General features: G+C 67.6%; 10 protein-coding genes. 1 reads left to right on the top strand and 9 read right to left on the bottom strand.

Annotated elements, in window-relative coordinates:
• Positions 1 to 93 precede the first annotated feature (93 nt).
• The 9 genes from EJV47_RS15295 to EJV47_RS15255 all read right to left on the bottom strand — a co-directional run bounded on the left by EJV47_RS15295 (position 94) and on the right by EJV47_RS15255 (position 12,430).
• On the bottom strand, positions 94 to 996 hold the full coding sequence (locus tag EJV47_RS15295; RefSeq protein ID WP_126694031.1) for an O-fucosyltransferase family protein: 903 nt from the start codon (positions 994 to 996) through the stop codon (positions 94 to 96).
• Between the two features lie 285 nt (positions 997 to 1,281).
• Entirely contained in the window at positions 1,282 to 2,121 is an 840-nt protein-coding gene (locus EJV47_RS15290) for a glycosyltransferase family 2 protein (protein WP_126694030.1), read from the bottom strand.
• Between the two features lie 165 nt (positions 2,122 to 2,286).
• A complete protein-coding gene (locus EJV47_RS15285) occupies positions 2,287 to 3,579 on the bottom strand; it encodes a glycosyltransferase family 4 protein (protein WP_126694029.1) in 1,293 nt (430 codons plus the stop codon).
• Positions 3,576 to 4,661 carry a nucleotide-diphospho-sugar transferase gene (locus EJV47_RS15280; protein ID WP_126694028.1) on the bottom strand — a complete coding sequence of 362 codons (1,086 nt, stop codon included), beginning with the start codon at positions 4,659 to 4,661 and terminating at the stop codon, positions 3,576 to 3,578. The genes EJV47_RS15285 and EJV47_RS15280 overlap by 4 nt, the downstream gene beginning before the upstream one ends.
• Before the next feature lie 172 nt (positions 4,662 to 4,833).
• A complete protein-coding gene (locus EJV47_RS15275) occupies positions 4,834 to 6,111 on the bottom strand; it encodes a glycosyltransferase family 4 protein (RefSeq protein WP_126694027.1) in 1,278 nt (425 codons plus the stop codon).
• Positions 6,098 to 7,396 carry an O-antigen ligase family protein gene (locus EJV47_RS15270; RefSeq protein WP_126694026.1) on the bottom strand — a complete coding sequence of 433 codons (1,299 nt, stop codon included), beginning with the start codon at positions 7,394 to 7,396 and terminating at the stop codon, positions 6,098 to 6,100. Before EJV47_RS15270 ends, EJV47_RS15275 begins: the two co-directional genes overlap by 14 nt.
• A complete protein-coding gene (locus tag EJV47_RS15265; protein ID WP_126694025.1) occupies positions 7,393 to 8,961 on the bottom strand; it encodes a lipopolysaccharide biosynthesis protein in 1,569 nt (522 codons plus the stop codon). The genes EJV47_RS15270 and EJV47_RS15265 overlap by 4 nt, the downstream gene beginning before the upstream one ends.
• A 250-nt stretch (positions 8,962 to 9,211) precedes the next feature.
• Complete coding sequence (locus tag EJV47_RS15260; protein ID WP_126694024.1) at positions 9,212 to 11,590, bottom strand: polysaccharide biosynthesis tyrosine autokinase; 2,379 nt, start codon at positions 11,588 to 11,590, stop codon at positions 9,212 to 9,214.
• A 45-nt stretch (positions 11,591 to 11,635) separates the two neighbouring features.
• On the bottom strand, positions 11,636 to 12,430 hold the full coding sequence (locus EJV47_RS15255) for a polysaccharide biosynthesis/export family protein (protein ID WP_126694023.1): 795 nt from the start codon (positions 12,428 to 12,430) through the stop codon (positions 11,636 to 11,638).
• A 308-nt stretch (positions 12,431 to 12,738) separates the two neighbouring features.
• Here EJV47_RS15255 and EJV47_RS15250 point away from each other — a divergent pair, with 308 nt between their 5' ends.
• On the top strand, positions 12,739 to 13,416 hold the full coding sequence (locus EJV47_RS15250; protein ID WP_126694022.1) for a response regulator transcription factor: 678 nt from the start codon (positions 12,739 to 12,741) through the stop codon (positions 13,414 to 13,416).
• Positions 13,417 to 13,474 lie beyond the last annotated feature (58 nt).

Here is a 13,474-nt window from a genome sequence, read left to right as displayed (position 1 = left end):
GCGCGGGCAGGTATCAGGAGCTGGATGTCGATGAATTTTCCGGTTGATGCAGGTGCGGATTGGCCGCTTTATCATCCGCGCTGAGTCTACAGCTTACTGGTCCTGGTACACCGCAAAATCGGCCAGCGGCACGGCTTGGGTGGGCGTTTCCACGTGCAGCAGGGGCACTTCGCCGTAGAAGGAGGCCCACATGGAGTAGGAGCTGGGCGGGCCGAGCAGGTAGTCGCAGCCGGCCAGGGCGTACATGTCCTCCACGAAGTGCCCGGAGGCGTAGCGCACCGTGAGGCCCAGAAAGGCTTCGGGCGGGGGCGGGGCCTCGGAGGCGGCTACCAGGAAGGCCACGCGGGTAGCGGGCGGAAACTGAGCGGCCAACTCGCGCATCAGCCGGTGGTAGGTGGCGTCGTCGTAGTAGTAGCGGCCGTCGAAGTAAGTGGCGTAGTCGCCGCGGCGGATGTGGATGCCCACCAGCACGTCGGCCTCCTGCCGGGCCCGGGCCAGCACCTGGTCCACGGCGGCGCGGTGCGGCTCGATGAGGTCGAACAGCCGGCGGATCAGCGCGGCGTGCTTGCGCAGGTTGGGCCGGTCGCGGAAGCACCAGCCGTGCAGCAGCACCGGGCGGTGGCCCTGGGCCAGGCGCTGGAAGTCGGGCTGGTTGAGGTCGTAGCCGTGGTCGTCGTTGAGGTAGAGCAGCTCGGGCAGCCGCGGCGTCGCCAGGCGGCGGCGCAGGCGGTGCAGGGCGTCGAAAATCTGCGGGCGCTGCACCAGGCCGAACAGCCGGTCGAGCCACCGCTCCTTGTCCGGGGCTTCGGGCAGCACGGGCACGCGGATGGGCAGGCCGCCGAAGTCGCCGGTGGCGGGGGCGCGGAAGAAGCGGGCGTAGCCGTTGAAGCTGGGGTTGGCCAGGGCGTAGCCGTGCTCGGCGGCGTTGGCCACGAGGTGGGCGAAGAGAAACAGCCGGTTGCCCAGCTGGCCGAAGCGTTTGATGAGGATGACCATCAGGTCAGATGGTGAGGTGGTGAAATGGTGAGTTGGCGTGGGAACCGGGGCGCTGGCGCCGCATTCGTCAGGTCGTCATGTCGAGCTTGTCGAGACGTCTCGCGTGCTCAATTAGGCCGTCATTCCGAGCGAAGTCGAGGAATCTTGTCCGATAGTAATTCACTTTTTGGACTAAGATTTTACTATCTGCTGTCAGCACGCGAGATGTCTCGATCCTCGCTTGATGCGCGACATGCTCGACATGACGTTCTTTCTTACCAGCAACTAGCAACTCAACTAGCAACGTCAGTGCAGGAAGTAGCCGCCCAGGCGGCGGGCGTAGCCGTTCAGCAGAAAGGTGGGCAGCAGCAGTGGGGGGCAGTTCTTGAGGGCGAAGTGGGTGAAGTTGCGCAGGTTACCGCCGCCGCGGATGCCGAACAGGTGCTCGGCGTAGCCCCGCAGGGTGCGCTGCTTGCGCGTTTGCTCCTGCCCGCTTTCTTCGGGGTAGGTCAGCAGCCGGGCGTCGTAGTTGAGGTACACCGGGAAGCCGTGGCGGCGGGCCACAGTGGTGTAATCGTAGTCGGCGAGGTAGTGGGGCAGGCGCTTTTCGTCGAACAGGCCGATGGCGGCTACTACCCGGGCCGGAATCAGCAGGCCGCGGCCGGGCAGGTAGCTGACGGCGTGCAGCCCGCGCTGCTGGGGCGGGGCCAGCAGCGGCAGCAGCTCCCGGCTGCGGTGGGTCAGCCAGCTGAACTGCTCCCCGCCGTACACCGGTTGCTGGGTTTTGATGTCCAGCTCCAGGGCCCCCAGCAGGGCCTCCGGCTGCCGTGCCGCCCAGTGCAGCATGCGCGCCACGAAGTCCGGGGCGGCTTCCACGTCGTTGTTCATGGTCATGAGCCGGTCGGCGCCTTCGCCCAGGGCGTAGCGCAAACCCAGGTTCACGCCGGCCGTCCAGAACAGCTGGCCGGTGCCGGGCAGCACGGTCACTTCGGGGTAGTCGCGGGCCAGCGCCTCGGCCGTGCCGTCGGTGCTGCCGTCGTCGACGACCACCGTGCGGAACTGCTGGTTGGTCTGGCGGCGCAGCGCGTCGAGGCAGGCGCGGGTGTAAGCCAAGCGGTTGAAAACGGGGATGACGATGTAGAGCATCGGTAAAATGGCGAGGTGGTGAAATGGTGAGTGGCAGGCGGCCCGTTGTTTAAGCTGTCATCCTGACGCAGGAAGGACCTTATCAAGTCTGAGCGACGCGGCGTTAGGGAGTATCTATCTGACGTGGTAAGGTCCTTCGCTCTGCTCAGGATGACCGCGCCGATTTCACGACGCCGCCAGCACTGCCGGGGCCGGCTCGGGCAGGGGCAGGCGGGTAGTGGCGGGGCGGCGCAGGGGCAGCGAGTCGAGCAGGGCGCGGAAGCGGGCGGCGCGGGCGGGCCAGGTCTGGGTGAGGGCAAACTCGTAGGCGGCGCGGGCCATGGCGGCGCGGCGGACGGGGGCGGCGGCCAGCTGCTCCACGGCGCGGGCCAGGCCGGCGGAGGTTTCGGCGGGCGTGGTCACGGGCACTTTTATCGACGCGCTAAGCGGGATAAAGTCGCGGGCGCCCTGGTGGTCGAGGGTAATGATGGGCAGGCCGCAGGCCATGGCTTCGAGAAACTGCGAGGCAAAGGCGTCGCGCAGGCTGCCGAACAGAAACACGTCGTGGGCGCGCAGCTGGGCCGGAATCTGGGGCCAGGGCACCTCGCCCAGCCAGGTCACGCGCTGCTGCAGGCCGTACTGGCTGATCCAGCCGGGCACCAGCGGCCCCATCGGCCCGTCGCCGATGACGGTGAGGCGGAAATTGACCCGCGGGTCGACCTTGCTCAAGGCTTCAAGCACCAGGGGCAGGGCTTTGCGCGGGTAGAGGCGGGCCAGCCAGAGCAGGCGCAGCTCGGCGTGGGGCGGCCGCTCGGTGAAATCCTGGCCGTAGAACGACTCGGGCAGGCCGGTGTCGAGCAGCAGCTCCACGCGGCGGGCGCCCAGGCGGCGGGCCATTTGGGCCGTTTCGCGGTTGGAAGTCAGCACCACGGCGGCGTGGCGCATGGTCTGGCGCACGTTCGGGTCGAAGGTCATCAAGGCCCAGCCGATAAAGTCGCGCAGGGTTTCGGTCTTGAACCAGTTGGGAATGTAGCCGCGGAAATCCTTGGGGGCCCGTTGCCCGCCGCCCACCGGCCCGAACACCAGCGGCTTGCCCAGGCGCCACAGCCAGGAGCCCATCTGCAGGCTGCCGTAAGTGGCGTGGTGCACGAGGTCGAAATCCACGCTGCGGTCGAGGAGGCGGGCGCAGCGCCAGGCCTGGTACTGCCACACCAGGTAGTGCAGATACACCCCAAACTGCCAGCGGTAGAGGAAGCGCACCCAGCTGGCTACCAGCACGTACACCACCTCGATGCGGGCGGCCACCGGGTCGTCGGGGCGCCCGGCCAGGTAGGAGTCCAGGTCGTCGCGCTCCAGGTCGGTGGTGAGGCACCACACGCGGTGGCCCTGCCGGGCCAGCTCCCAGGCCCAGTGGAAGCCGTTGCCCGATTCGCCGCCCTGGCGGGGGTTGCAGGCGTAGGCGGAGAGCAGCACGTTCATGAGCGGGCGAGGTTGATGGTGGCGGAAAGCCCGGCGGGCGCGGCGTTGGGCAGCCCGGGCGCCGGAGCCGCTGAACCGGTGGCAAGGTTGGGTTGGGGCAGGGCAGCGGCGGCCGGAGTGGCGGGCCGCCCGGGCAGCAGGCGGGCGGGCAGGCGCTGCAGCAGGGCCCACACGCGCCCGAGCATAAACTCACGGAAGCGCTGCCGGTCGCGGGGCCGGTCGCGCAGCACGGTGGGCGGGTGCTGCAGGGGCCAGCGCAGCTCGGCGGTGGGCACGTCGGCGAAGGAGTCGCCGGCGTGCAGGGTGTGGGTGGCGTCCTGGCCGAAGCCGATGTTGCGCACCAGGTTTACGGCCGGCACGATGCACAGGCCGGCGTGGGCGGCCACGGCGAAGTGCCACTGGTAGTCCCAGATATCGGGTGGGGTGGGGGCGGTGTGCAGGGCGCGGAATTTGGGCAGCCAGTAGCGCCGTTCCAGGGCCGAGGGGTAGAGCTGCCGCAGCTGCCCGCGGCGCTCCAGCTCGGGCCACAGGCCCAGGTGGAAGTCGAACAGGTGCCAGGCGCGGCGCCAGGTGGCCCAGCCCCAGCTGTTGACTTGCCCGGAGAAGTAGTAGGAGTCGGCGCCGGCGGGCTGGGGGCGCTGGGCCTCGCGGCTGAAGTTGTTGCCGCCCACGTGCAGCACGCGGGTATCGTGGCGGTAGCGGCTGAGCATTTCCGCGCAGAAGCGGAAAAAGGCCGGCGTGGGCAGGCAGTCGTCTTCGAGGATGATGCCCTCCGACTCGTGGCCGAAAAACCAGCTGATGGCGGTGGCCGGGCCCAGGCCGCAGTTCAGGTTTACCTCGCTGAAGCGGGTGCGCAGCTCGCAGGGCCAGTCGACGCCGGCCAGCACCAGCTCGCGCACCTGCTGGCAGAGCGCGGCGTCGGCGGGGCGGTGGGCGCGGGGGCCGTCGGCGGCCACGTACAGGCGGGCGGGGCGCAGCCGGCGCAGGGCCGCCAGCACCTGCCGCGTGGTATCGGGGCGGTTGAACACCAGCAGCAGCACCGGCGTCTGGTAAAGGTCGTCAGGAGTAGGTGTGGTGGTCATGGGGTGGAGGGGTAGTTGTGTTGCTTTCTGTTATCCTTCATCTGGCGTACGGCGCAGCCGAAAGAGCTTACCACGTCCGCACGGGCGGCGTCAGAGCGTTGGCATCAGCGGCGGTGCGGGGTGGGAGGAAGGTCCTTCGGCTGCGCCTCAGGATGACAGCCGATTTTCTATTCTAGCCCGCGCCCTGGCTCAGCAGGCGGTACAAGTCCACGGTGCGCTGCACGATGGTGTCGGGGTGGTGGCGGCGCAGGGCTTTGGCCTGGGCGGCAATGGTGAGGCGGCGGCGCAGCGGGGCATCGTGGTAGAGGCGGCGGACGCGCGCGGCCAGCTGCTCGGGCTGCAGGGAGCTGAGCAGGCCGGTTTCGTCGTCGCGCACCAGGGAGCTGACGCCGCCCACGTCGGAGGCCACCACGGCCAGGCCGGCCATCTGGGCCTCGCACACGCTGTTGGGGCTGTTGTCGATGTAGGAGGGGTGCAGCAGGCAGAAGCAGCGCCGCATCCAGCCCACCAGCTCAGCCGCCGAGAGGTTGCCCACGCACTGCACGTCGTCGGGGCCCAGGTCGAGGAGGCCGGCGCGCCGGCTTTCCTCGGCCCACTCCCGCGCGCCCACGTGGCCGGCCACGATGAGCTGCAAACCCGGCATTTCGGGGCGCAGGCGGGCGTAGGTGGCCAGGGCTTCGCGGAAGCCTTTCATCACCTGGTGCCCGCCCACGAAGAGAATCTGCGGGTTCCGGGCCACGTCGGGCTGGGGCAGGGGCTGCCGGGTGGCGGCGTAGAACTCGGGCCGCAGCATCTCCCAGTTGTGGTGAATCCGGGCGCCGGGGCTGAGGCGCTGCATGTGGGCCGAGTCCCAGTGGGTGCGGCAGAGAAAGTGCTGAATGTGGGGCAGGTAGCGCCGCTCGTAGAAGCCGGCCAGCGTCCACAGGGCCTTGTACCACGACAGCTCGGGCACGTACTTCACGCACTCCGATACGATGCCCTGCACCGACAGCACCACCGGCACTTCATCGGTGGGCAGGCCGGCCACCACGGCGGGCAGCTGCAGCTCCGAGCCGTGCAGGTGAATCACGTCGTAGTGCCGGTAGTGGCGGCGCAGCCAGCGGGCCACCACGGCCACGCGCCAGCGGTAGAGCGTGAGGATGTCGTGGCGGGTGCGGGGCGTGCGCAGGAACACGAAGTGCAGGCCGTCCTGCTCGTAGTGCTCCTCGTCGGTGCGCAGGGTTTCTTCCCAGTTCACGATGGTCAAATCGACCTCGGCGGGCCGGGCGGCGAGGCGCTGGGCCAAGGATACCACCCACGGCACCGGGTGCGTGGTGGGCGTGTAGGAGTAGGGGTAGGGCGCCAGCCACAGCACGCGCAGCGGGCGGGCCGGGGCCAAGGGGGGCGACGCCGGCGTCTGCGCGGCCCGGGGCGGGCGCAGCGGCAGGGTGTCGGTATCAGGCAGGTACATGACGCAGCAAGTGAGGTTGAGGCGGAGCAAGTGGTTCAGCGCGGCGCCGGGGGGCGGGCGCCGCCGCGGGTAGCGCAGCCGGCTGGGTAATGGCAGCCAGCACCAGGCCCAGCATCCCGTAGAGGTACACGGGCCAGTCGTAGGAAATGCCGTAGGTGACGGCGCTGCCGGCGTAGGCCAGCAGGGCGGCGGTTTCGGGAGTGAAGGGGGCCGGGTTCAGCAGCCGGCGGCCGGCCACGATGAGGGGCACCAGCAGCACCAGCAGCACCCCGGCCAGGCCGAAGTAGAAGAGCCGGTCGAGGTAGAAGCTGTGGAAGTGGTGGCCAGTGCCGTTTTCCCACACTGGCGCGTCGGTGTCGAGGCTGTAGAACTGCACCGGCAGCTCGAAGCCATCCAGCCGCCAGCCCAGCAGGGGCCGCTCCTGCACGAAGGGCGTGTACGACTCCACCTGCTGCATGCGCCAGCTGCCGGTGCCCTGCTTGGTGGGGTTCTGAATGTCCTCGATGCTCTGCACCAGCTTCTTCACCACGTTGGGGTTTTCCAGCGCCGCCGCCAGCCCGCCCGTCGAGAGGGCCAGCACGGGCACCAGCACCAGCGGCCCCAGGCGGTGCAGCGAGAGGCGGATGCCGGGCACCTTGCGCCAGATCAGCAGCAGGTTGAGCACCAGGGCCACGGCGGTGGCAATCCAGACGGTGCGGTGCTGCAGGAAGATGATCAGGCCCACGCAGCCCAGGAAAGTGAGCAGCCACAGCCAGTTGCCCCGGCTCAGGTACCAGTTCAGGGCCAGCATGGCGCAGGGCAGCAGCAGGTAAGCCGACGTGACGGAGAAGCCCCGCTCGTTGTCGAGAAAGGCGCTGAGCGAGAGGGCGTCCTGGTTGAAGAAGGCGAGGTTGATGGCCAGCCCGAGCAGAATCAGGCGCACCAGCAGCGGCAGCGGCGGCAGCCCGCGCCGGCGGTAGTAGCCGTACACCGCAAACAGGGGCAGCAGCACGGTGAGCTTGCTGAACACGTGCGGGTACACCGCCCAGCTGCCCCAGCCGTGGTAGGATTCCAGCGCCAGCCCGCCCAGGCAGCCCAACAGCACCAGAAACCAGGTGCGCATCAGCGGCTCCATCGTGCGGAAGTAGAACAGGCCGCCGGCCAGGCCCAGGCCCACCAGCAGGTACTGGTACTTGCCCAGCAGCGGGTCGTCGTCGCGCTCGAAGGCAAACTGCGTAAAGGCGCGGTCGGAAAGCAGCACCAGCACGATGGCCGTCAGCAGCAGGAAGCGGAGGTGGATTTTCATGGCACCAGCACGCTAGCCGTGGATTCCGATACCGACACCCGCCCGGCGTGGCGCCGCAGCCAGCTCTGCAGCCCGGCCGTGCCCGGCACCGCCAAATGACCCAGGTGCTGGGCCACTTCCAGCTGCAGCTGCCGCAGCGGCAGCAGCACGGCCAGCCCCGCCAGGCTCACCGCCCCGGCCAGCACCTCGGCCCCGAAGGCCAGCGGCAGCGGCCAGCCGGCCTCGTGCCCCAGCCAGGCCACCGCGGCTATGCTGCTGGCCACGCCCAGGCTCAGCACCAGGGCCGGCCCGTAGCAGGCCAACACTTTGATTGGCGCCACGTCGAGCACGCGGCGCATGAGCAGGATGTAGAACACGGTGCGCAGTAGCTCGCCCAGCAGCACGCCCGCCGCTACGCCAATCAGTCCGAAGCCGCGCAGCAGCGCGAACAGTCCCAGCAGCGCCCCGGCGTGGGCCAGCGTCAGCCAGAATTTGCGGGTGAGCGTGGCGGTGGCGTCGGCCACGGTGGCGGCAAACATGTTCATCATGCTCAGGGCAAACACCCCGCACACCAGCCGAAACACCGGCACGGCCTCCAGCCACTTGTCGCCGAGCATGACGCGCACGATTTCCGGGGCGGCGGCGGCCGCGCCCAGGCACAGCGGCGGAATCACGCTGCCGATGAGCACCAGGCTGCGCAGGTAGGCCGCGCGCAGCCGGGGCCGGTCGTGCTGCACCTGGCTGAACGAGGGCAAAGCCACCCGCGCCACGCTGGAGGAAAGGGTGTAGATGGGCAGCCCGATAAGCATCCAGGCCCGGGAATACAGCCCCACGGCGGCGGCGCCCCACAAGCGGCTGATGCTGAGCTTGTCCAGCTCCCCGGTCATGTACTCGCAGAAGCTGATAACCGACGACCAGCCGCCGTAATGCACCAGCGGCTTGTAGGTAGGCCAGTGAAACAAGGGCTTCACCGCGTGGCGCGTAGACCCGTAGGCCAGCACCATCAGCACGGCGGCCTGGGCCAGCTGGGCGCCCACCAGGCTCCACACCCCGTACCCGCGCCAGGCCAGCACGATGCCCACGCCCGCGTAGCCCACCAGAAACGCCGTGACTTCCACCAGCGCCAGCGTGCGGAAGCGCATCTGCCGGCGCAGCAAACTAATGGCGGTGGCAAACAGCCCCGTAAACAGCAGCCCCGCGGCCAGGGCCCGCACCACCGGCACCACCGCCGGCTGCTCCAGCAGCTGCCCGCCCAGCGGGGCCAGCCCCACCAGCAGGCCGCCAAACAGCACGCTCAGCCCCACCGAGGAGGTGAAGGCGGCGCGCACGTCGTGCTCGGTCAGCTCGGCCTTCTGAATGATGGCCTGCTCCATGCCCATCTGGGCGAAGTAGGTGCCGAAGCGCAGCAGAATGCCCGCCAGCGCCACCAGCCCGAAGGCCTCGGGGGAAAGCAGCCGCGCCATTACGGCCGTGTAGCCGACCTGCAGCACGGAGGTCGTCAGCGTGGCCGCGGTCGTCCATTTCACGCCCTGGACGGCAGCGGCGGTAAGGCTCTGGGGCGGAGCCTCGGCGGTAGAGGTAGCCATACGCGCATGGAGAAAAGGTGGAGGAAGCGGCGCGGTGGGAGGTAGGGCGGGATGTGGGAGCGAGTGGTAATCCTGGCGGCGCAGTCGCGCGGCTATGCCGCGTGACGACTACGCCTGAGGGGCTGTGCCCCGAATCCGTCCGCGCCGTGGGGGTATCGTCGTGCCAATGGCGCGGGCGGGTGCTCGGCACAGCCGAGCCACGTAGGCCGCACTCGGCAGTAGCCGAGCGAGTGCGGCGGGGTACGTCGGCCTAGCTGTAGCCATAGGCGTAAGCCTGCTTCTTGTAGCGGTACTCGTAGGTTTTGTTGAAGTGCATGTCGTTGATGACCATGTACACGTGCTTGATCTTGCCCTCGGCGTACAGCTCGTTGATCTGCGTGATGTACGACCGGTCGGTGTAGTTCTGGCGCACCACGTAGATGTTGGCGTCGAGGTAGCACAAGAGCACGAAGTACTCCGACACGTAGCCCACCGGCGGGGTGTCGAGCAGCACGTAGTCGTACTCCTGGCGCAACTGCTCCAGCAGGCCGGCCATGCGCGGGCTTTCCAGCAGCTCGGTGGGGTTCGGCGGGATGGGGCCGCAGATGAGCACATCCAGGTTCGGTACCGAGGTGGCCCGCAGGCACATGCCCAGGGGCTGCTGGTTGCTGAGGTAGGCGGCCAGCCCCGGCGCATCGGCGTCCATATCGAAGTAGCCGGCCACGGTCGGGCGGCGCAAATCGGTTTCGACCAGGGCCACCCGGCGGCCCGAGTGGGCCAGCTCCACGGCCAGGTTCACGGCACAGAAGCTTTTGCCCTCGCCCGGCACCGACGACGTGACGCCCAGTACCTTCTTATCCAGCCCGGCCGAGAGGTACTGCAGGTTCACCCGGATGGAGCGGAACGACTCGGCAATGGGGCCCTTGGGGTTGCGCAGCATGTCCTGGCGCTCGGCCTTGGAGCCGTGGGCCACCACGCCCAGCATCGGAATGTCCGTCACCCGCACCAGGTCTTCCTTGCTCTGGATGCGGCGGTTGGCCTTGTCGAGCAGCAGGGCCAGGCCCAGCGGCCCGAGCAGGCCGGCCAGCACGGCCATCAGGCCCACAAACATGGGCTTGGGCGCCGAAGGCCCGTCACCGTTCATGGCCGCCGCGTCGATAACCTTCTTGTCGGTGGAGTTGGTAGCCAGCGTAATGGCGGCTTCGGCCCGCTTTTCCACCAGGAAGTTGTAATTCTTGTCGTTGAAGTCCGACTTGCCCTTGAGCACGGCCAGCTCCCGCTCGTTTTCGGGCATGCGGCTCATGTCGGCCCGCACCCGGCCCAGCTGCCCGCCCATGTCGGCCAGCTGAATGTCCATGTTGCGGATCATGCTGCTCAGGTTCTGCTCCAGCGAGGCTTTGGTGGTCTTGATGCGTTCATCGAGCACCGTCACCAGCGGGTTGTTCACGCTGGCATTCACCACGAGGCCGGCTTTCTGGTTCGAGAGGTCGGCCAGCTGCAGAATCAGGGAGCTGAGCACCCCGTCCTGCACCCCGGCGGCGGCGGCGGCCGTCACCGCGTGGTCGGCGCGGAGCTGCCCGAGCAGGTTCTGGTAGTAGCTGCGCTGCGAGGTCAGGCGGCTGCGCTCCAGCTCCAGGCCGGCGGCCTGCTGAATGCCCGCCGACGACTGCGCATTCACGTCGACCACCCCGCGGGTGGCGCGGAAGGTGCTCAGCGCCGCGGCCGACTGCTGCCGGGCCTGGCTAAGCTTCTTGATTTCCGAGTCGAGGAAGGCCACCGTTTTCTGGCCGGTCAGGTTTTTCTCGCGCAGGTCCTCGGCAATGAACACGCTCATCAAGGTGTCCAGAAACTGCTTTTCCTTGGCCGGCACCGTGCCCTTGGTCGTCAGCTCGATGATGCGCGACTCGTGGTCGACCGAACGGACCTGCAAACGGCCCTGGTAGTCGCCGGCCACGCTGCCCAGGTCGTTGAGCACGAAGTAGTACCGCTCCTTGGGGTCGGCCGGCACGCCGGGCTCGGGCTGGATGGTGAGGCTGAGCAGCGGGTGTTGCAGGGGCTGCCCGGCCTGCACGGTCTGGTCCACGTCTACGCCCAGCACCTCGCGCACCAGTTCGCCGGTGGGCAGACTGGTGAGCTGGCCCTGCTTGGCCTTGGCCGTCACGCGGTAGCGGCCGCCGGCCAGGGGCTGCACCTGCACCCGCACCCCGCTGAGCTGGGCGGCCGCCAGGTCGGGCACGATGCGGAAGGGCACCGAGCCGGCCGGCCGCTCCCGGATTTGCAGCAGGCGCAGCTTATTGAGCCAGTTAGCCGGCGCGGCGTAGTAGCTGACCTGGAACTCGGGCAGGCGCTGCACGGCCTGGCGCACCATGCCGGCCGAGCTGATCAGCCCCACCTCGTCCTCCAGCTTGATGCCCCGGTCCTTGACTTCCAGCAGGTTCAGCAGCTCCTGGGCCCGCTTCGAGCCGGAGCTCTGGTTGCCCAGCAGCATGGTGGCCCGGAAGTCGTACACCGGCGCCTTGGTCTGCAGATACAGCCAGGCTGCGGCGCCGGCCAGCACGAGGCTGACCAGAAACAGCGGCCAGCGGGCCCGCAGCTTGAAAAAGAGCAGGTGCAGGTCGAGTTCATCGGAGGCATTGACGCGTTGTTCCATAGCCGGGTGGGGTTATGGGCTGCCGGGGCGGGGCGCCCCCGCCGCCTAGTTGTTTTTGGTAATCTGGATGTAGTTCAGAATCAGCACCACCGACGAAATGCCGGCAAACACCAGGGCCCAGTTGCCCGCGTTGGCGCGGTTGGTCCGGGCCGCCAGCGGCTCCACGTACAAGGCGTCGTTGGGCAGTAGGTAGAAGTTGGGCGAGGCCAGCAGGGCCGGGTCCGTCAGGTCCAGCAGGGTTACCTCGTTGCCCTGGGGCGTGGGACGAATCAGCTTGACGTTCTGGCGGTTGCCGAATTCGGTCAGGTCGCCGGCCAGGCCCAGGGCCTCCAGCACGGTGGCCTGCCCGTTGTACACGAAGTAGCGGCCGGGGCTGCGCACCTCGCCGAGCACGGTTATCTTGAAGGAGAGCAGCTTCACCAGCACGTTCGCGTCGCGCACGTAGCGGCTCACCTGCTGCTGCACCAGGGCCTGGGCCTCGTCGATGGTGAGGCCCTGCACCTTCACCTTGCCCACGGTGGGCAGGTTGATGGTGCCGCCCGCATCCACGTTGTAGCCGGCCAGAAACATGTTGCCCGGGTCGCCGCCCATGATGTTGCGCCCATCGGTGACGTTGAAAATATCATTCAGCGCGGGCTGCACGCTCTGCACCCGCACCGACAGCACGTCGTTAGGCTGCAGGCGGTAGGGCGGGGGCGTATTGGGCACGGCCACGGGCGTCCGGGTCGAGTAGTCCTTGCCCTGCAGGTAGGGCAGCCGGCGCTGCGAAACGCAGCCCGCCAGCAGCACCGACAGGCACAGCACTGCCAGCCGCAGGCGGTTTATCAAGAGGTAAGCCATGGTGGTGGAGAGTTTGGCTTATCCGCCGCTCTGCTCCCGTGGCCCGCCGGTCAGTGGCGCGGCCGGATGGGCTGAGGGAGCAAATCAGCACGGGAAGCGTTGAAGAGTCGTACTGATAGAATATTTCCTTAAACATATAGGACTTAACTCGAAGTGTCAAGTTATTTTTAAATTATTATCATAATAATTTGTAATAATTTTTGTTGGAAGTGTGGGCCGCAATGCGTATTAAAGGCTTATTAAAAGCAGGAAGCCAGGCAACTAACCGGCCGCAACTGCCTACCTTCGGGAACGTATTTCTTGCGCGTATGAAGATTCTCCTGGTTGAAGACGAGCCTAAAGTGGCCGCCTTCCTGCAAAAAGGGCTCAGTGAGCAAACTCACGCCGTCGACATTGCTGCCGATGGCCTACTGGGTCTGCGTCAAGCACTTTCCACGCCCTACGACCTTATTATTCTCGACCAGCTGCTGCCCGGGCTGAGCGGCCTGGAAGTATGTCGGCAAGTGCGCGCCCAGAACCCGGCCGTGCCCATCCTGATGCTCACGGCCCTGGGCGAGACGGACGATAAAATCCGCGGCCTCGACGCCGGCGCCGACGATTACCTGGTCAAACCCTTCGCCTTTCAGGAGCTGCTGGCCCGCATCCGCGCCCTCTCGCGCCGCCGCCAGGAGGCCCCCAGCCAGCCCCAGCTCCGCCTCGCCGACCTCACCCTCGACCCGGTGAGCAAGATGGTCACCCGCGCCGGCCAGCCTGTGCAGCTGACCGCCCGCGAGTTTGCTCTGCTCCACTACCTGCTGCGCAACCAGGGCCGCGTCGTCTCCCGCGTCGACATCCTGGAGCACGTCTGGGAAACCTCATTCGACACCGGCTCCAACGTCATCGACGTGTACATCAACTTCCTGCGCAAAAAAATCGACAAGGACTTCACCCCCAAGCTCATCCATACCCTCGTCGGCATGGGCTACGTGGCGAAGGTCAATGAATAAAGGTGAGATAGTGAGATGGTGAAATAGTGAGTGCCGTTCTGGCTGCGCGAAATGCGCG

It is taken from the genome of Hymenobacter gummosus (genome assembly GCF_003970915.1).
Taxonomy (GTDB): domain Bacteria; phylum Bacteroidota; class Bacteroidia; order Cytophagales; family Hymenobacteraceae; genus Solirubrum; species Solirubrum gummosum.
The sequence above is the reverse complement of the archived record's forward strand: the minus strand, read 5'-3'. Positions and strand labels throughout refer to the sequence as shown.